Genomic DNA, 14,937 nt, shown 5'->3' on the forward strand with positions numbered 1-14,937 from the left:
GATGCCTGCTCTACCTTAAATTAAAATAAGCAGGCAAGATGCCTGCTCTACAAATAGAAGCAAGCAAAATCCCTGCCCTACCGCCCCAGAACACTCTTACAAAAAGCCCGAAAATCCCTCGGACTCGCATCACTAACACTCTGAGGTTCCAGACTATTCTGCAAATAATCTCCCAACCAACTGCAACCCCGCCTCAACAAATCATCTAAATCCAAATTCCACAAAATAAGCGTTTCATCCCGACTCGCTGACGCCAACACATTCCCATCTGGACTAAAACTTACCCCAAAAACGGCATCCGTATGCCCCGTAAACGAATTAATTAAATGCCCTTCCTGACGACTCCAGAGATTAATAGTTCTGTCATCACTGGCAGAGGCAATTAATTCCCCGTCGGGACTAAAACTTACCCAATTCACCGAACCATTATGCCCCTTCAAGGAATTGACAAATTCCCCATCCCTCGTCCAGAGATTTACCGTACCGTCACTACTACCCGAAGCAATTAACCTACCATCGGGACTGAAACTCACCCAATTGACTGAACCATTATGTCCCTTCAAGGTAGTGATTAACTTGCCATCCCGATTCCAGAGTTTCACCGTTTTATCTTCAGATGCCGAAGCTATTAACCTGCCATCAGGACTGAAAGTCACACCCCAAACTTCTGCACCATGAGTTAAGGTTTTATCTAACGTGCCATCTGCTTTCCACAATTTTACTGTTTTGTCGGCACTGCTAGAGGCAATCCACTTGCCATCAGGACTAAAACTAACACTCGTTACCCGATCCTGATGCCCTCTTAAGGTGTTGTCTAACGTCCCTTCCAGACTCCAAAGTTTAACCGTTTTATCCCAGCTAGCCGTTGCAATCGTCCTGCCATTGGGGGCAAAACTGACGTGGCTGACTTGCCCTTCGTGGGCTGGGATACTTTTCAGTAAAACCCCATTCCTAGTCCAAAGTTTAATCGTTTTATCCCAACTAGCCGTTGCTATGATCTCACCATCCGGGGAGAAACTTACACTACTAACAGGTGCCGCATATCCCTGGATCGGTTGCAGCATCCCCCCGTCTGTTTGCCAGAGTTTAATGGTATTATCAGCACTCCCCGATGCCAGAGTTTTACTATCCGGCGAAAAACTCACCGCTTCCACCCTCTTACCATGCCCTTGCAGGGTTTCAATCAGCGTGCCATCTGCTTGCCAGAGTTTAATGGTATTGTCAGCACTCCCCGATGCCATTAACCTGCCATCGGCACTGAAACGGACACTCATCACCGTACCCGTATGCCCGGAAAGGGTTTTGATGAATGTGCCATCCGATCGCCAAAGTTTAATCGTATGATCGGCACTAGCAGATGCCAGAGTTTTGCCATCGGGGGAGAAACTGACATCCAGTACAGGCTGAGTGTGCCCTTGTAGGGTTTGGAGTAAAGTGCCATCTCTGCGCCAAAGTTTAACCGTTTTGTCTCCACTTGCTGATGCCAAAAGTTCACCATCGGGGCTAAAACTTACCCCCAATACCCAATCACTGTGACTGTTGAGGGTTTTAAGGAGTGTCCCGTTTTTACGCCACAGTCGAATAAGATTATCTTCACCTGCCGATGCTACTATCTGACTATCTGGACTAAAACTAATACTGTGGATGCCGGAAGCAGAAGGTTCGGTTAGGGTTCTAATCAACTTCCCTTCCTGACTCCAGAGTTTAATCGTTTTGTCTGCACTCGCAGATGCCAGTATCTCACCATCGGGACTGAAACTGACACTGTAAACCTCTGCGGTATGTCCTGGTAAGGTTTCCAGCAACTTACCATCCTTGCGCCACAGTTTAATCGTTTTATCGGCACTCCCTGAAGCTAGGTATTCCCCGTTAGGGCTAAAACTGATACTATTCACCCCATCACTATGCCCCTTCAAGCGATTGCGTTCCCTAACCCCATAAACCGCCTGTTGCAACGCCGTGATAACTCGCGTTTGCGTCTCAGACGGCACCCCCAGCGATCGCTTTATTTCCCTCCCAGCCCATAAACTTTTAAGTAGAGCATCAAAGGGACGATTGGATGCCACCAGTGCTTCCGAGGAGGCATTCAGGGCAATAAATCGGGCATTAGTTTCGCTAAATGCCGCCCGCAATCCCAGTACCCCAGCAATAACCGTTAACGTTGCCAGCGTCACTCCCACTAAACGGGCTTCTCGCAAGCTGCGGCGGAGTACTTGATTGAGTTTTTCCTCGGTTTGGCGTTGTTTTTCGGTGGCTTCTGCCAGCTTACTGCGCAGCTTCTTTTCTCGAATCAGTCGCTTGATTCTATCCTGGCTCTGTCTATCTTTTTTCCGCAATTCCTCTAATTCTGTCTTGATATTTGCTTGCTCTTTCTGGCGAATAAACTCAATCAGATAATCATGAACCAGTTGATAGCGGTTCGTGGGAATTTCGGGTAGGAGAAAGACTAAGCCTGATTTTTCTAATATTTCTAAGATTAAATCCAGTTGCTGGGTATCAATCGCTGACTCAATAATTAACTCTGAGCGCGTTTTCAGGGGACGATTTTGATTTTCATCGGTAAGTAAGTGCAAGACGAGCCAAGCCGCCTGCTCATTTTCACGCCCACAATCCTTAATCACTTTTTCTAAAAAGCGCTCGGCGAGTTTTTCCACGGGACCGCGCTGACGATATTGAGCTAACGTCGTAATATTTTCGGCTTGCAGTTGCGCCCCAACCACTTGCAGCTCAATCGGGCGCACCTCTCCCCGTTCACCCGCCAAATCCTGGACTAATTCGTCAATGAGCATCGGTTCTAGGTAAAAGTAGGCGCGTTCGGTGAGGCTTTGGATAACGGCACGAGCATCGGGTAAGGAAAAGTTGCCTAAGGGATAGCGAATTTTGCGATCGAGAATGTTATTGTCAATGCAGTCTAAATCAAAGTGTTCGAGTTCTAACAGATAGTGCAAGTAATCTTCGCGGATGGAAATAATAACTTTAACAAAGGATAAATTTAGGCAATCTCGCAGAAATGCGTAAAAGAGCCGCCGTTGAGATAGAGTCGTGTATCCTAGAAAAAATTCTTCAAACTGGTCGAAAATTAAAACCGTTAGAAAATTGCCATCGCCATTTTCTTTTAACTGCTCAAGGATAGGGGAAATGAGAGCGGCGGGCGATAATTCAGAATTCTCCCAAGTTTCAATTTCCAATCCCGCATTTGCCAAGGATTTTGTCAGTTCCCTGACCCAATCGGTGTAAACTTGCACCACAATGGGTAAGGTAATGCGATCGCCTAAGGCTCGATGTTGCAGAGCAGGTACTAATCCTGCTGATACAATCGAACTCTTACCCACCCCCGAAGGTCCATGGATTATCGTTAACTTACAATCAGCACGGCTCAACCGCTCAATCAAACGATTCACATCCTGCTGACGCCCGGATGCGGCAATTTCTTGGGCAACCATTTCTTGCTGTTCCAACGGTGTTAGGGTGGGATTGCTGACTGAGCGCCGGGGTTGGAGGCGGGCAGCCCCAATGAAGGCTCGAAAACCATACAGTTGCTCAACCGTCCGTTGCTCTTGCTTAATCCGAAATGCCTCTAAGTACTGACGTTGCTCGAAGTAAAGGCGGCGCAGGTTTTCTAACAAATGCAAGTAACGCTGGGGTTCGTAGTGATAATCGCTGGATTCTACAGCCGCCTGTAATTCCTGACTAGCGGTTTTTAAGTGCTGTTGCGCTGCCGATAACTGACCCAACTGCCGATAGGATTGTACCAAAAATAATTGATATAACTGAGCCAGTAAAAATCGGTGCAACCCTTGATCCGGGCTGAATTTCTCTGAGGTTGAGTTTAAGAGAGATAGGGCTTTCTGGGCGAAGCGATTGGCATCTACCCAGCGAGAATCTGCCAATGCTACCTCTGCGAGAAAGCCGTAATCTTGAGCCAGTTGCACCTGGGAACCGTAAAGTTGATGAAGGATGAGGGACTTTTTCGCCAACTTCTGCAATAAATCCCATCCTTCCAGATGTTGCAAGACTTCTGCCAGTTGGGTGATAAATTGAGCAACTAAATCTTGCCGCCCTGCCCGATCAAAAATCTCAACGCATTGCTGGAGATAGGGCCACGCTTCTTCCCAATTGCGGCGTCTTTGGGCGCGATGCAAGTCGGCATTGCGGCAGTAACACAAACCAATGTGAAATAGCAGAATTCCTTCCCGCAGCAGATTATTGGTGACTCGCCAAAACCGCAAACTTTTTTGATAGCGCACCAGGGCAGCATCGATCGCATCACTAGCATAATCGTACTGACCTAAAACAAATTGCAGACTAGCTTCTAATTCTGGATGAATGATATGCTGGCGGCTTTGCAAATCCCGGAGGGCGCAGTCGAGTTCCAAGCGCGAGCGGCAACCGGTTGCGAGATTGAGGGTGGCATGATGAGTGCAAACCCGCCAAGGCGCATAGCGACCGGTTCCCCCATGCAATACGGTTCTAAACAGAGACTCTGCCTTTTGCCGCAGGAAATCGATTAACTCATCGGTAGCAATTTCAAACTTAATGGGTGTCGCTGCCCAACTGCTAAAATCAGGGGCAAACCGCACCAGTTTTTGCAGCACTTCGTCGTTCACCCATAAAACTAGGGGAAAGGGTAGCCGCTTGCGGAACTCATCCCGTACCTGATTAGTCGAAGTTAGCAAGTCATCGAGTGCCTCTACGGATTCTAAGCCTGTAATCATTAAGGCAGGATTGGGTTCACGGAGCCGGGGGGCAGAGGTGAGGGCGAGATTAGCGGTTGTTTCATCCGGGGTGGCGTGATGGAGTACTTCCTGTCGTGGCGCTAATACGTTTTTACACGATTCCTCAGCCTTGACATAGCCCTGAATTGTGGTATAGAGAGTTGTTACCGATGCCGGCAGGACTAACTCCCGAATTTGGTATCGATGCTGAGAGCGTTCTTTGAGTTGCTTGAATATGCGCTTTTGCAGGAGTTTGTAGTTGCAGCGCACCAGTACCAGCGAAAACTCTCCCTGAGAAAGTGCGATCGCGCGATCAAGGGCATTTAGCGATCGCTCGTTGTATTGGGAAACGTCTTCTGGTCGTTTTGTTTCAACCATGACTGAAATCGCTGGGTTTCGTCTAACATAGGATTGAGTGTCAACCAATGGCAGGAGCGATAGCGAAGCGCTGCTGCAAAGCGCAGATCGCGGTTTTTTTGAAATGAACCCTTCTAAATTCCTTAACACTTGAGGGGAATCAGGAGGTTTTTGATAGATTTTTGTAACTTTAGGGCTTATTTCTAGTCTAAACAGGCTATAGTTAAAGTTTAGCTTCAAAGGTAAGAGTCATCCTGCGCCCAAAGAATCCACCCAACTTTAGGGTAGCGTAGTCGGGGGAGTGTTAACGCCCTCATTCCAAGTACTGTAGTCGTGGGATGAGCTGAATTTTAAGTAACAGGCTATCAAAGTAATAGGTGTTGTAAGTCAATGACAACCTCTGGAAATGCAACCGGAGCAATCTGAGCATTCGCTGCTAATAGTTGTTCTGACTGGTAAGCGTCTGCTTGGGGTTGACGTAAGACAATAACCTGTCGTCGGTTAATATCTACGACCCAATATTCGGGAATGCCTGCGCTGGCGTAAATTTTAGCTTTGCGGGTGCGATCGCGCTGAAGGGTTGAGTCGGCAATTTCTATGAGCAGAAAAATTTCTTCTGGGGTTGGGTGGCGAGCGCGGTAGCGTCGTTCATCAATGCGCACAACGGCAATGTCAGGCTCTGGCTCTGAGTTGGGGGCAAGGGTGATGGGTAACTGAGTTCTAATCCAGGCTTTTTCGGCGAAGAGAATGACTAAATCGTTTCCAAACGAAGAGGTGTTAGAGGCATGGGGAGGGTCTTGAGGCACCATCTCAATAATTTGTCCGTCTAGCAACTCAACGCGATCGCTCTTTGTCAGGATACCTGCTGCAATCATGCGGTGGTAGTCTTCAACAGTCCAACGTTTGAGGGGAAGCTCGGTAGTGGACTCAGGGGTGGTTTGTACCATAACACGAGAGAGGAAGTCACTACGCTCAGAGTAACGCATTCGTTTGTGGTTAGGACAGTTGATTGGAGTGGTTCGTCGCAGTAGGGGTTTTGTTTGGCGCTTCATCAATTAACTGCACGAGGGAGATTGAGACATGCGATCGCGTTCCTTGTGAGAAATCCGGGTTTAAAGGGTAGCTAATCTCTGTTGGAAAGATTCGCTAGTATTAATACTCAGTAGTTTTGCTCCATCAGACTTACATCAAAAAGAATTAACTATGCAATTTCATGAACAAGAAGTCACTCTTAAGCTAAATTCACGTCCCCTACACCTCGTTTATTTAGTTCGCAATCGAGAAGATTTAATCAACGCAGTTACTCTTTATACTCATGTCTGGGGTGGTGCGGCAAACGCTATCTTTCCCATGCCTGAGAATGAGGCAGAAGTTGATACTCTTAAATGTGCATTAGAATCGATAAACCCAGATTACGTTTTGGCTCCTGCTCCTACAGAAGGGATTCCCTCTGGTGTCATTCAAGTTTTGGAACAGTTACCTGTTAATCATCATTCAGTTTCAACTAGAGACATTGAACAGTACATTAACGAACGGCGCATAAGTGACTATAACTTGTTTCGTTTACAAACTGGAACGCTTGCTACTGGAGTTAATCACGCTAGACTTTCACATATAGCTTCAATTCTCCAACGTTTATATCCCACCCCTCTTACTGACAGCATAATTCGCCTCATAGAACCCGGCAGTTTATTTGACTTTGAACTTGCTTTACAGACTGGCATTCCATCTCAAACTTACCAGAATTTCCTTAGAGAACACTTCGGCGCTACTATTTTACCCTCCCCTCAAAACCCCACTCAGCTAATCAAATATAGCCTACTAATGGCTGGAACTCCTCGATATAAGAATCCTGCTTCCTTAACGCTACTTGAAGTTAAACAACTTCCTCTAGAAGTTTCACCATTCCAGAATGTCGATGAAAAGCTCTTCCATCTTTTTTTGAGTGATGGCGAAGATATTAGTTTAGCTTCTGCCTTCTGGAACTCTCGTTGCTTTAGCTTGTGGCATAACAAACTGTTCTTACCAAAAGAAGCTTTTTTAAGTAACTTAGAGCATCATGTTGCTTTAATTTTAGAGGTTATGCCCTCGATTGAAATTTTGTTTGTCACAACTCCCTTAGATGAGGATGGCGCACGAGCATTAGGTCATGAGCTGAAAAATGCCTTGGCTGCTGTAGGTCGAGATATTCCAGTCCAAGTGACTTATGGTAATTTTCGTTTTAATTTTCTCAAGGGCGCTACTTCTTGGGGTCAACCTGAAACAATGACTCGAACTGTTACTTCAGATGGCTCCATTCGTTTTAGTCCACCTGTACCGCTTCGTCATGAAAATACAGATTTCTTCTTTGGTTATGATGCAGAAGTTACTTTTGCGTCTGGTAGAAAATTTTTTATGCCAGCCACTAAATCAGGAGCAATTTTACTTTCTTATCAGTTAGAGCGAATTAAGTATGCTGAAGTGCATCAAGATCCCAATGAAATAAAGTATTTAAGGGGAAACTCTCCTGTAAGAGCTGGATTCAAAGGAATTACAGGAACAGCACTAGCGGGAAAGGAATGCCGTGCTTACATTCCAACAGATGAGGCAGTCATTGAACGACGAATTAAAGATGCTGATCTAATAGTTAAATTTGACGAACATACCTGTTATGCACGGGGATGTATTCGGTGTTGTGGAGGATTTGAGGAGACAACAAGACTTATCGATAAACATGGAGCAGATATTATTTCTGCTTTAGTTTATCAAGGAGGAGAGTGGAACACTATTCTGAGATTTCTTGGACAGCAGCGTAGGTGGACTAATCAGGAAAAGAGAGAACTGCTTCCACAAAAGCTTCAGCTTCTACTCACTAGTAAACTTGTGTACCGTGAATATTCTCAAGATGGATATAATCTAAAATGTCCTACTTGTAATCTTGAAGATTGGTATTCCCGTGGGGAAATAGGGGAATCCATTGAGTGCCAGGGATGTGGTGATAGGTTTCAACCTCCTCTAAGGGAAATACCAGGTATTTATAAACCAAATACACTTCTTACTCAATTTGTTGAAAATGGTGGTTTAGCAGTTTTGATGACTGCCAATATTCTTTATCAAATAACCTTTAACCAAAAAGCCTTTAAGGAATTTGGTGGGAAGCTTTTTCATTTTGATGAAAGAGATAATTTTGCAGAGATTGATTTATTTTGGCTCATCAAGGAAGTTTTCATCTTAGCAGAATGTAAATCAATCAATAAAATTGATGATAAAGAAAAGCTTGATGAAAAAATTAATGGAATCAAAGAACAATTAGAAAGGTACATAAAAGCAGCTACAGAACTAGATGCACAAGTGGTAATACTAGGGGTGGTCACTGATATTCCTAACCTGCACCAATCTCTTTTGTCTGCCGTAGCGGATATTGTAGAAACAGCTAAAGAAAAATGTATTGGAGTGCATTTAATCTTAAACTGGAAACTATATCTCTGGGGAACAGAAGAAGTAGCTGAACTTTGGAGGATAACACTTAATCATTTAAAAGTTATTGAAACACATACAGAACCAAACCAAAGTGTCATCGTAGGTCAAATGCCCCAACAGATAAGAGGTCTTTCAGGTGAGCTGTTCAATCATGAGGTTTTACAGCGTTGGGAACAAAAATGATGTAAAATAATGCAATAAACTAATGATCACCAAGCGCATTAAAAAAGGCAATGTTAAAGTTGTTGATGACTAATTGACAGTCACTGCCAAACAGCGATCGCCAAACCGCTTTTCGTACCGCATCGGCAACTGGGCATCGACTAGAAACTTCCCGATGCTGTTTTTAGTATGTCCAAGCGGCAGAAGGTTAAAAACTTTACTGTACAATTTTTCTTCCCTTGGAGCCTTCTGCCTTCTGCCTTCTTGCACTAACCCTTGTTTTGCTTCAACCAAGATTGAAAGCGCTGAGTCTCTTCTAATGCTGGATTAATTGCAAACCAGTTGCCATTGCGATCGCGGTATTCATAGACAAACATACTACGCAACAGCGTTGTGTATTCAGCATCCCCTTTTACGGTTTGCTGCTGCACCACTTGAAACAATAACTCCCACTCCTCATCATCAATAGATGAGGTGAGGTAATCACGACTTTCTCGAATCACTCCTTCTAAAACATCACGGGAGATCGGCGGGTCTACTTGTCTGAGACAGCCAAACAGCAATCCCAGCAAGTTTCGCAGATGACCCCCACTGATTTTGCAGAGACGGTCTAAGGTTTGGGGCGTGTCAAATACCTCTGTAATCAACTCTAACCGTTGTGCGGGTGCCTGATGGGGAAAGGCTCTCACCAAAACCATCTGCCGTAGCAAATCCATCCCTTCCTTACATTCAGACCCATCCCGTTCTCGAACAGGAACCATCGGTAAGATGGTAGGAGGCAAGCCACCGCCCAAGCGATTCTTCAAGATTTCCACATCATTGGAGAACGTTAGCGCTAGGGGGATAGTATAAACAACATGGCAATTGAGTCGGCGCAACTGGTCGCCCCGGTCGATAAACAGATACTCCGGTTGCAACCGATTGGAAGGGAGAAGGCGATTATCTACCCGATCTAGGTTATCAACAATCACCACCAATCCCGCATGACTCCGACGCTTCAGTTCAGTGGTTGCCCGCCCGAGGAGTTCGTTGTTAATAGACTCCAAAATCCCACTCGTGCGCGGTTCCAAATACTCCCGTAAGCGGCGGCGCAGTTTGGGACTTTCTTTGGTTTTAGCCGTGATTTTGCCAATCCCAACCGAGAGTTCTGCCTCAGCGTTGAGTTCGATGGGAGTTTGCAAGAAATCAGCAATCTCGGTAAAAAGATTGGCAAAGTAACCGGGTTTGAGCTTAATTTTAATCGTTTCTAAGCTCTCACTCACCTGACCGGCAACGCTGAGTAAAATATCGGTAATATCAACGTCAGCCATATCCAAGTCTTGAGAGGACTCAAAATAAACCACATGAAATCCCTGTTGCTCTAACTCTGATTTGAGTCGCAGCAATTCGGTAGATTTCCCGCAGCCGATATGACCGGTAAATAACTGGCAGGTTGGATCGTCGGGCGAAATCAGAGAAATGGTTCGCTGTAGCGACTCAATAATTCTGTTCCCTCTAACTGGGGAAAAATCAATATAGTACTGCCGCTCCTCGACTTCCCCTACGGTTAGGGGCTTGCTGGGATTACAAGCTTTATAAAATCTTGGTAGATAAAGTCCCATAAGTCGTCATTATCCTTGTTTAGTTTCGTTGAAAAACCCTACCGCACCCCCTGCGCTGTTCCATTCAGTTGCTGATCATTGAGTGTAACCTGAGATATTCTGAGGCTCCGTTCTTTTTCTTATTACTCTCCGTTAAAAATCCCTCTGGATCAGGATGTTTGTGTAAAAAGATGGTGTAGTTCCTGTTGAGGGTGCTATTGAGAAAGTTTATTGTTGCGCTTCACACGGGCTAGATGGACAGTTAAGATGTCTGTCCTATTGTCCCATTGCCAAGCTTACCCCTGCTCTTAACTAGATATTAGTGACTAGGATCGGCATAGGAGTCGTCTAAAATGGGCGGCAGTCAAGTAAGGAAAGCGCAGTGGCGGGAGGTGCTTGTTTTGACAGATTCATCTGTGGGTTCAGATTGGGAATTAGACAGTGCGATTTGGGACTTTGAAAGCATTCAGGGGGAACTCAACTACAAGAAGGCACAAGATGCACTAAAAGACTTGGTGGCGAATCTCGACTTGACGCCCCGAGAGCAAATGGGTTTGGAGTCGGAAATTGAAGATTTAACCCGACTGCTAGATAAGCTTGAGCAAACCTGCGTTCAGATTGCGGCGTTTGGTATGGTGGGACGGGGTAAATCTTCAGTTCTTAATGCCTTATTAGGGGAACCTGTATTTGAAACGGGGGCGCTGCATGGTGTAACTCGCAGCGCTCAAGAAGCGAAATGGCAGTTGAGTACTGAAACGGTGGGAGAGGGCAATCAAGATATTTTGCGAGTTGCTTTACCCAGTATCGGCAAATCCCAAATACAACTCGTTGATACTCCTGGAATAGATGAAGTAGACGGGGAAACTCGCGAAGCACTGGCGTTGACGGTAGCGCAACAGGCAGACTTGATTCTGTTTATTATTGCTGGTGATATGACGAAGGTGGAGTATGAGGCTCTTTCTCAGTTACGAGATAGTGGCAAACCCATGGTGCTGGTGTTTAATAAAATTGACCAGTATCCTGAAGCAGATCGACTGGCAATTTACCGCAAAATACGGGATGAGCGGGTTAAGCAGTTACTTTCCCCCGCAGAAATTTTGATGGTTGCCGCTTCACCGTTGGAGGCAGTGGCGGTGCGCCGTGCTGATGGTAGTACAGCCATTCAACGGCGTGGGGGGAAGCCGCAAATTGATGAGTTGAAACTGAAAATTCTGGAAATTTTGCACCGGGAAGGTAAATCACTGGTTGCTCTGAATACGATGATGTATGCGGGTGAGGTGAATGAGCAACTGGTTAAGCGAAAAATGGCGATTCGGGAGGAGAGTGCCAATCAGATTATTTGGAAAGCAGTGATGACGAAGGCAGTAGCGATCGCTCTCAATCCGGTGACAGTTGTTGATATTCTGACAGCAACCGTGGTTGATGTGGTGATGATTCTGGCATTATCTCGCCTCTACGGTATTTCCATGACTCAGCCAGGAGCATTGAAATTGCTGCAAAAAATAGCGATCGCTATGGGGGGGATTGGCGCTAGTGAGGTTCTGACAACCTTGGGATTGAGTGGTATTAAAGGGTTGTTGGGGCTCTCAGCATCGGCAACGGCTGGCGTATCCCTAGCACCGTATCTATCTGTGGCAATGACTCAAGCTGGTGTTGCTGGAGTTTCTTCCTATGCGATCGGACAAGTCACAAAGGTTTATTTGGAAAATGGGGCATCTTGGGGAGAAGATGCACCTAAAACTGTTGTCAGTCGCATTCTTTCTTCCTTAGATGAAACCTCGATTCTCAATCGCATCAAAGGGGAACTAGCCGCTAAATTGGGCAGAAATTCGGTAACGATGGGGAATGGGTGAAGAAAGGAAAAAAAGGTCGATCAATCCCGTAAAATAGACATCTTATCCGTCAAAAGAGACGAGACAGGAGAGTTAATCGCAGGCAGACGCTGCCCTACTTATCCGGATTCGGCTTGGGAGATTCTATTTCCGTTGGCGTTTGACTCGGCTCGCTGGGAAGAGTCGGATTAACTTCGAGTAATGGTTTGGATTCGTCGGCTTGTTGTTGTTGAAGGTTTACCTCTGAGTTAGGGCGTTCTCCCTGTAGATTCTGAATTTCTCGTTCCAACTGTTCCCAGCCCTGCTCGAAAAACTCTTGAGTTGGGGTTCGTACTTGAGCAGTCGCTTGAGTGATGAAGCCGATACTGGCAAAAACTGTAGTGAGTGCAATAAAAGTGAATCTCATGACGTAATCTCCTTAATGAGTAATGAGTAATAACAACCCTCACCAGTTGAGTTTAATTTTGCCGATCTACTTATCTCTCCATCTGATAACCAAACTCTACCAAGTTGAGACGAGATTGCCGCCACTTGGGTTGTACTTTAACAAATAGTTCCAGATAAACTTTACCTGCAATTAATTTTTGAATTTGCTGGCGGGCGGCAGAACCGATAGCTTTGAGCATACTGCCCTTTTTGCCAATTAAAATACCTTTTTGGGAGTCGCGTTCAACGTGGATTGTGGCAAGAATGCGGGTGATTTTTGGCTCCTCCTCCACTAGATCGATGGTAATGGCAACGGAGTGGGGGACTTCCTCACGAGTCAGTAATAAAATTTGCTCCCGAATCAATTCTCCCATAATGAAACGTTCAGGTTGATCGGTGACTAAATCGGGGGGATAATAGTAGGGACCCGGCTCTAGCTTTTCAATTAACTGTTGTTGTAAGATGGGAATTCCGTCACCGGTAAGGGCAGAAAATTTTATAACGTGCCAGTTGTGGGCGGCTACAAGTTGGTGGTATGTTTCATCCAGGGCTTCCCCTTTGGACTGTTGCAAATCAGATTTGTTGATGCCCAGAATTACAGAGGTTTGGGTGCGGGTGAGTAAATCGGCAACGTAGCGATCGCCTCCTCCCAACGGCACCGATCCATCCACGACAAACAGCACCACATCCACCGATTCAATAGCAATTCGGGCATTTTGCACCAAAACTTTCCCGAGTTGGTGATGGGGTTTATGTATCCCTGGGGTATCTACAAAAATAAGCTGGGCTTCTGGTGTTGTCAGAATACCTTGCAATCGGTTCCGGGTTGTCTGCGCTACCGGTGAAGTAATGGCAACTTTCTGCCCCACGAGTTGATTCATCAAAGTAGATTTGCCAACATTGGTACGCCCGATAATACCAACAAAGCCAGACTTGAATCCCTCTGGGGCTTGAGGAATTAATGAACCGCCTAGCATTTCTTCTAGGTTGCGGTTTATCGTTAAGTCTAGTTCGTCGCTATCTTCCATCTCTTTAGTGTCCCTCTGTATCTTATTTGAGTCTAACGCTTCTGATCGGGGAAATTCTGAGATGGAGCGATCGCAGACTATTTCCACCCGAGAATCCTTCTGTACCATTGCCTAGCATCGTCAGGTACACTTAGTTTTCTTCTCCTATTCCCTACTCCCTACTCCCTACTCCCCATTCCCCATTCCCTCTAAATTACTGATAAAACATACTCTCCTTCATTAACAGCATAATTTATCGAGACACCCAATACCAAGCTCTCTGCTTCGGCATGGATATCTATTAATATCGGCAGTTCTTCCTTTCTATTGAAACTTAACAACTGATACAATAACTGACCTTTCTGAATTGAGCTTCCTAAGGATACTCTTGCCTGAATCATGCCACCCACAGGGGCGTAATATTTAGTAATTTTATTTTTGAGGGTAAAACGAATGGGGTGAGATGCAGTTTCTGGTAAAGGAAAGTCAGGTAATGTTAAAATTTCCTTTTGTGCCAGATAGTTTTTGATACCCAAAATTCCATTTTTGACTGACTCTGGATTCATTTCCATTCCCGAACCCAGCTCTAATGTCCAAGAGTCGATATCAAACTGGATGGGTTTACCCAGTTCTGCCAGTTTCTTTTCTAACCCCAACCAGGGCTTTATAAAGGCTTCGTCAAAGGCATCACCATCGTATTCATTCATCAAAATTCCGTGATCGAGTAGAAATGCTTTAGCGCTTTCTTCACGACTGTGGAAACAATACAAGTAGTCAATCGCTTGATTGCTAGAACTGTGGATATCTATGATATAATTGGCATCTAGACAGAGAGATTGAAGCTGATATTGATAGCGATCGCTAAGAGAGACTCCACTGGGAGATTGAATCGTTTCGAGTTGCTTTTTAAAGCTACGTTGGATGCGTTCTAGATAATTATTGCGGATAGCTGCTGGTGGTAAATCCAGTTGAGACTTAGCAAATGTCTCTAAATCTTTGCATTCTTTTTCATAGTCCCAAAAGATACGATTCCAGTCTTGACCATCATAGGGGTTGAAGCGTCCCGTAGAAAAGAAATGAGTTCGGTGATTGGTACTCAGGGGATTGCAGACGGGAACGAGCCAAATTTCTCCGGTCAGTTGGGTATTATCTAAGGTAGTTAAGAATTCAATAAGCTCGTGAATCACGGCATTGCCAACAATTTCTGAACCGTGGAGATTAGCTTGCAAATAGGCTTTTTTTCCAGGTTCGGCACCTACAAACTTATAAACTTGGATAAAAAGGCGATCGCCCGAGGCTAGATGCTGGATGGGAAGGGTGTAAATGGTTGGAATCATGGTAATTATTGCCGTTTGCTAAGTTTGAGAGGGAGTGGGGAGTGGGGGAGAAGAGTAACATC

General features: G+C 45.4%; 9 protein-coding genes. 2 read left to right on the forward strand and 7 right to left on the reverse strand.

The window, feature by feature from the left end; genetic code table 11:
- Positions 1–77: 77 nt before the first annotated feature.
- Positions 78–5,093, reverse strand: a complete 5,016-nt coding sequence (locus IQ257_RS17655; RefSeq protein WP_193875278.1) for a hypothetical protein — start codon at positions 5,091–5,093, stop codon at positions 78–80.
- A gap of 344 nt (positions 5,094–5,437) precedes the next feature.
- Positions 5,438–6,124: a Uma2 family endonuclease gene (locus IQ257_RS17660; protein ID WP_228060794.1), complete on the reverse strand. Its 687-nt coding sequence runs from the start codon at positions 6,122–6,124 to the stop codon at positions 5,438–5,440.
- A 151-nt stretch (positions 6,125–6,275) separates the two neighbouring features.
- Between IQ257_RS17660 and IQ257_RS17665 the strand changes: the two genes are divergently transcribed.
- Positions 6,276–8,714, forward strand: coding sequence for a hypothetical protein (locus tag IQ257_RS17665; RefSeq protein WP_193875280.1), 2,439 nt, complete (start codon positions 6,276–6,278; stop codon positions 8,712–8,714).
- A 69-nt stretch (positions 8,715–8,783) separates the two neighbouring features.
- Here the strand turns inward: IQ257_RS17665 and IQ257_RS17670 are convergent, their stop codons facing one another.
- Together IQ257_RS17670 and IQ257_RS17675 are read right to left on the reverse strand one after the other, a co-directional pair.
- Positions 8,784–8,987: a hypothetical protein gene (locus IQ257_RS17670; protein WP_193875282.1), complete on the reverse strand. Its 204-nt coding sequence runs from the start codon at positions 8,985–8,987 to the stop codon at positions 8,784–8,786.
- Entirely contained in the window at positions 8,963–10,294 is a 1,332-nt protein-coding gene (locus IQ257_RS17675) for a P-loop NTPase fold protein (protein WP_193875284.1), read from the reverse strand. The genes IQ257_RS17670 and IQ257_RS17675 overlap by 25 nt, the downstream gene beginning before the upstream one ends.
- Before the next feature lie 332 nt (positions 10,295–10,626).
- Between IQ257_RS17675 and IQ257_RS17680 the strand changes: the two genes are divergently transcribed.
- Positions 10,627–12,126, forward strand: a complete 1,500-nt coding sequence (locus IQ257_RS17680; RefSeq protein ID WP_193875286.1) for a GTP-binding protein — start codon at positions 10,627–10,629, stop codon at positions 12,124–12,126.
- Positions 12,127–12,220: 94 nt separating this feature from the next.
- On the opposite strand, the gene IQ257_RS17685 is transcribed toward IQ257_RS17680, so the two are convergent.
- The 3 genes from IQ257_RS17685 to IQ257_RS17695 all read right to left on the reverse strand — a co-directional run bounded on the left by IQ257_RS17685 (position 12,221) and on the right by IQ257_RS17695 (position 14,875).
- Positions 12,221–12,511, reverse strand: coding sequence for a hypothetical protein (locus IQ257_RS17685; RefSeq protein ID WP_193875288.1), 291 nt, complete (start codon positions 12,509–12,511; stop codon positions 12,221–12,223).
- 70 nt (positions 12,512–12,581) lie between these two features.
- The gene (era, locus tag IQ257_RS17690; RefSeq protein WP_193875294.1) at positions 12,582–13,559 is read right to left on the reverse strand and encodes a GTPase Era; all 978 of its coding nucleotides are present in this window, start codon (positions 13,557–13,559) and stop codon (positions 12,582–12,584) included.
- 188 nt (positions 13,560–13,747) lie between these two features.
- On the reverse strand, positions 13,748–14,875 hold the full coding sequence (locus tag IQ257_RS17695; RefSeq protein WP_193875290.1) for a succinylglutamate desuccinylase/aspartoacylase family protein: 1,128 nt from the start codon (positions 14,873–14,875) through the stop codon (positions 13,748–13,750).
- Positions 14,876–14,937: the final 62 nt, after the last annotated feature.

It is taken from the genome of Coleofasciculus sp. LEGE 07092, assembly GCF_015207375.1.
Taxonomy (GTDB): Bacteria; Cyanobacteriota; Cyanobacteriia; order Cyanobacteriales; family Coleofasciculaceae; genus LEGE-07092.

Bases quoted from the DNA above. Each gene is read 5' to 3' on its own strand.
- IQ257_RS17655 (WP_193875278.1), bottom strand. From the start codon at position 5,093: ATGGTTGAAACAAAACGACCAGAAGACGTTTCCCAATACAACGAGCGA.
- IQ257_RS17660 (WP_228060794.1), bottom strand. From the start codon at position 6,124: ATGAAGCGCCAAACAAAACCCCTACTGCGACGAACCACTCCAATCAAC.
- IQ257_RS17665 (WP_193875280.1), top strand. From the start codon at position 6,276: ATGCAATTTCATGAACAAGAAGTCACTCTTAAGCTAAATTCACGTCCC.
- IQ257_RS17675 (WP_193875284.1), bottom strand. From the start codon at position 10,294: ATGGGACTTTATCTACCAAGATTTTATAAAGCTTGTAATCCCAGCAAG.
- IQ257_RS17680 (WP_193875286.1), top strand. From the start codon at position 10,627: ATGGGCGGCAGTCAAGTAAGGAAAGCGCAGTGGCGGGAGGTGCTTGTT.
- IQ257_RS17685 (WP_193875288.1), bottom strand. From the start codon at position 12,511: ATGAGATTCACTTTTATTGCACTCACTACAGTTTTTGCCAGTATCGGC.
- era (WP_193875294.1), bottom strand. From the start codon at position 13,559: ATGGAAGATAGCGACGAACTAGACTTAACGATAAACCGCAACCTAGAA.
- IQ257_RS17695 (WP_193875290.1), bottom strand. From the start codon at position 14,875: ATGATTCCAACCATTTACACCCTTCCCATCCAGCATCTAGCCTCGGGC.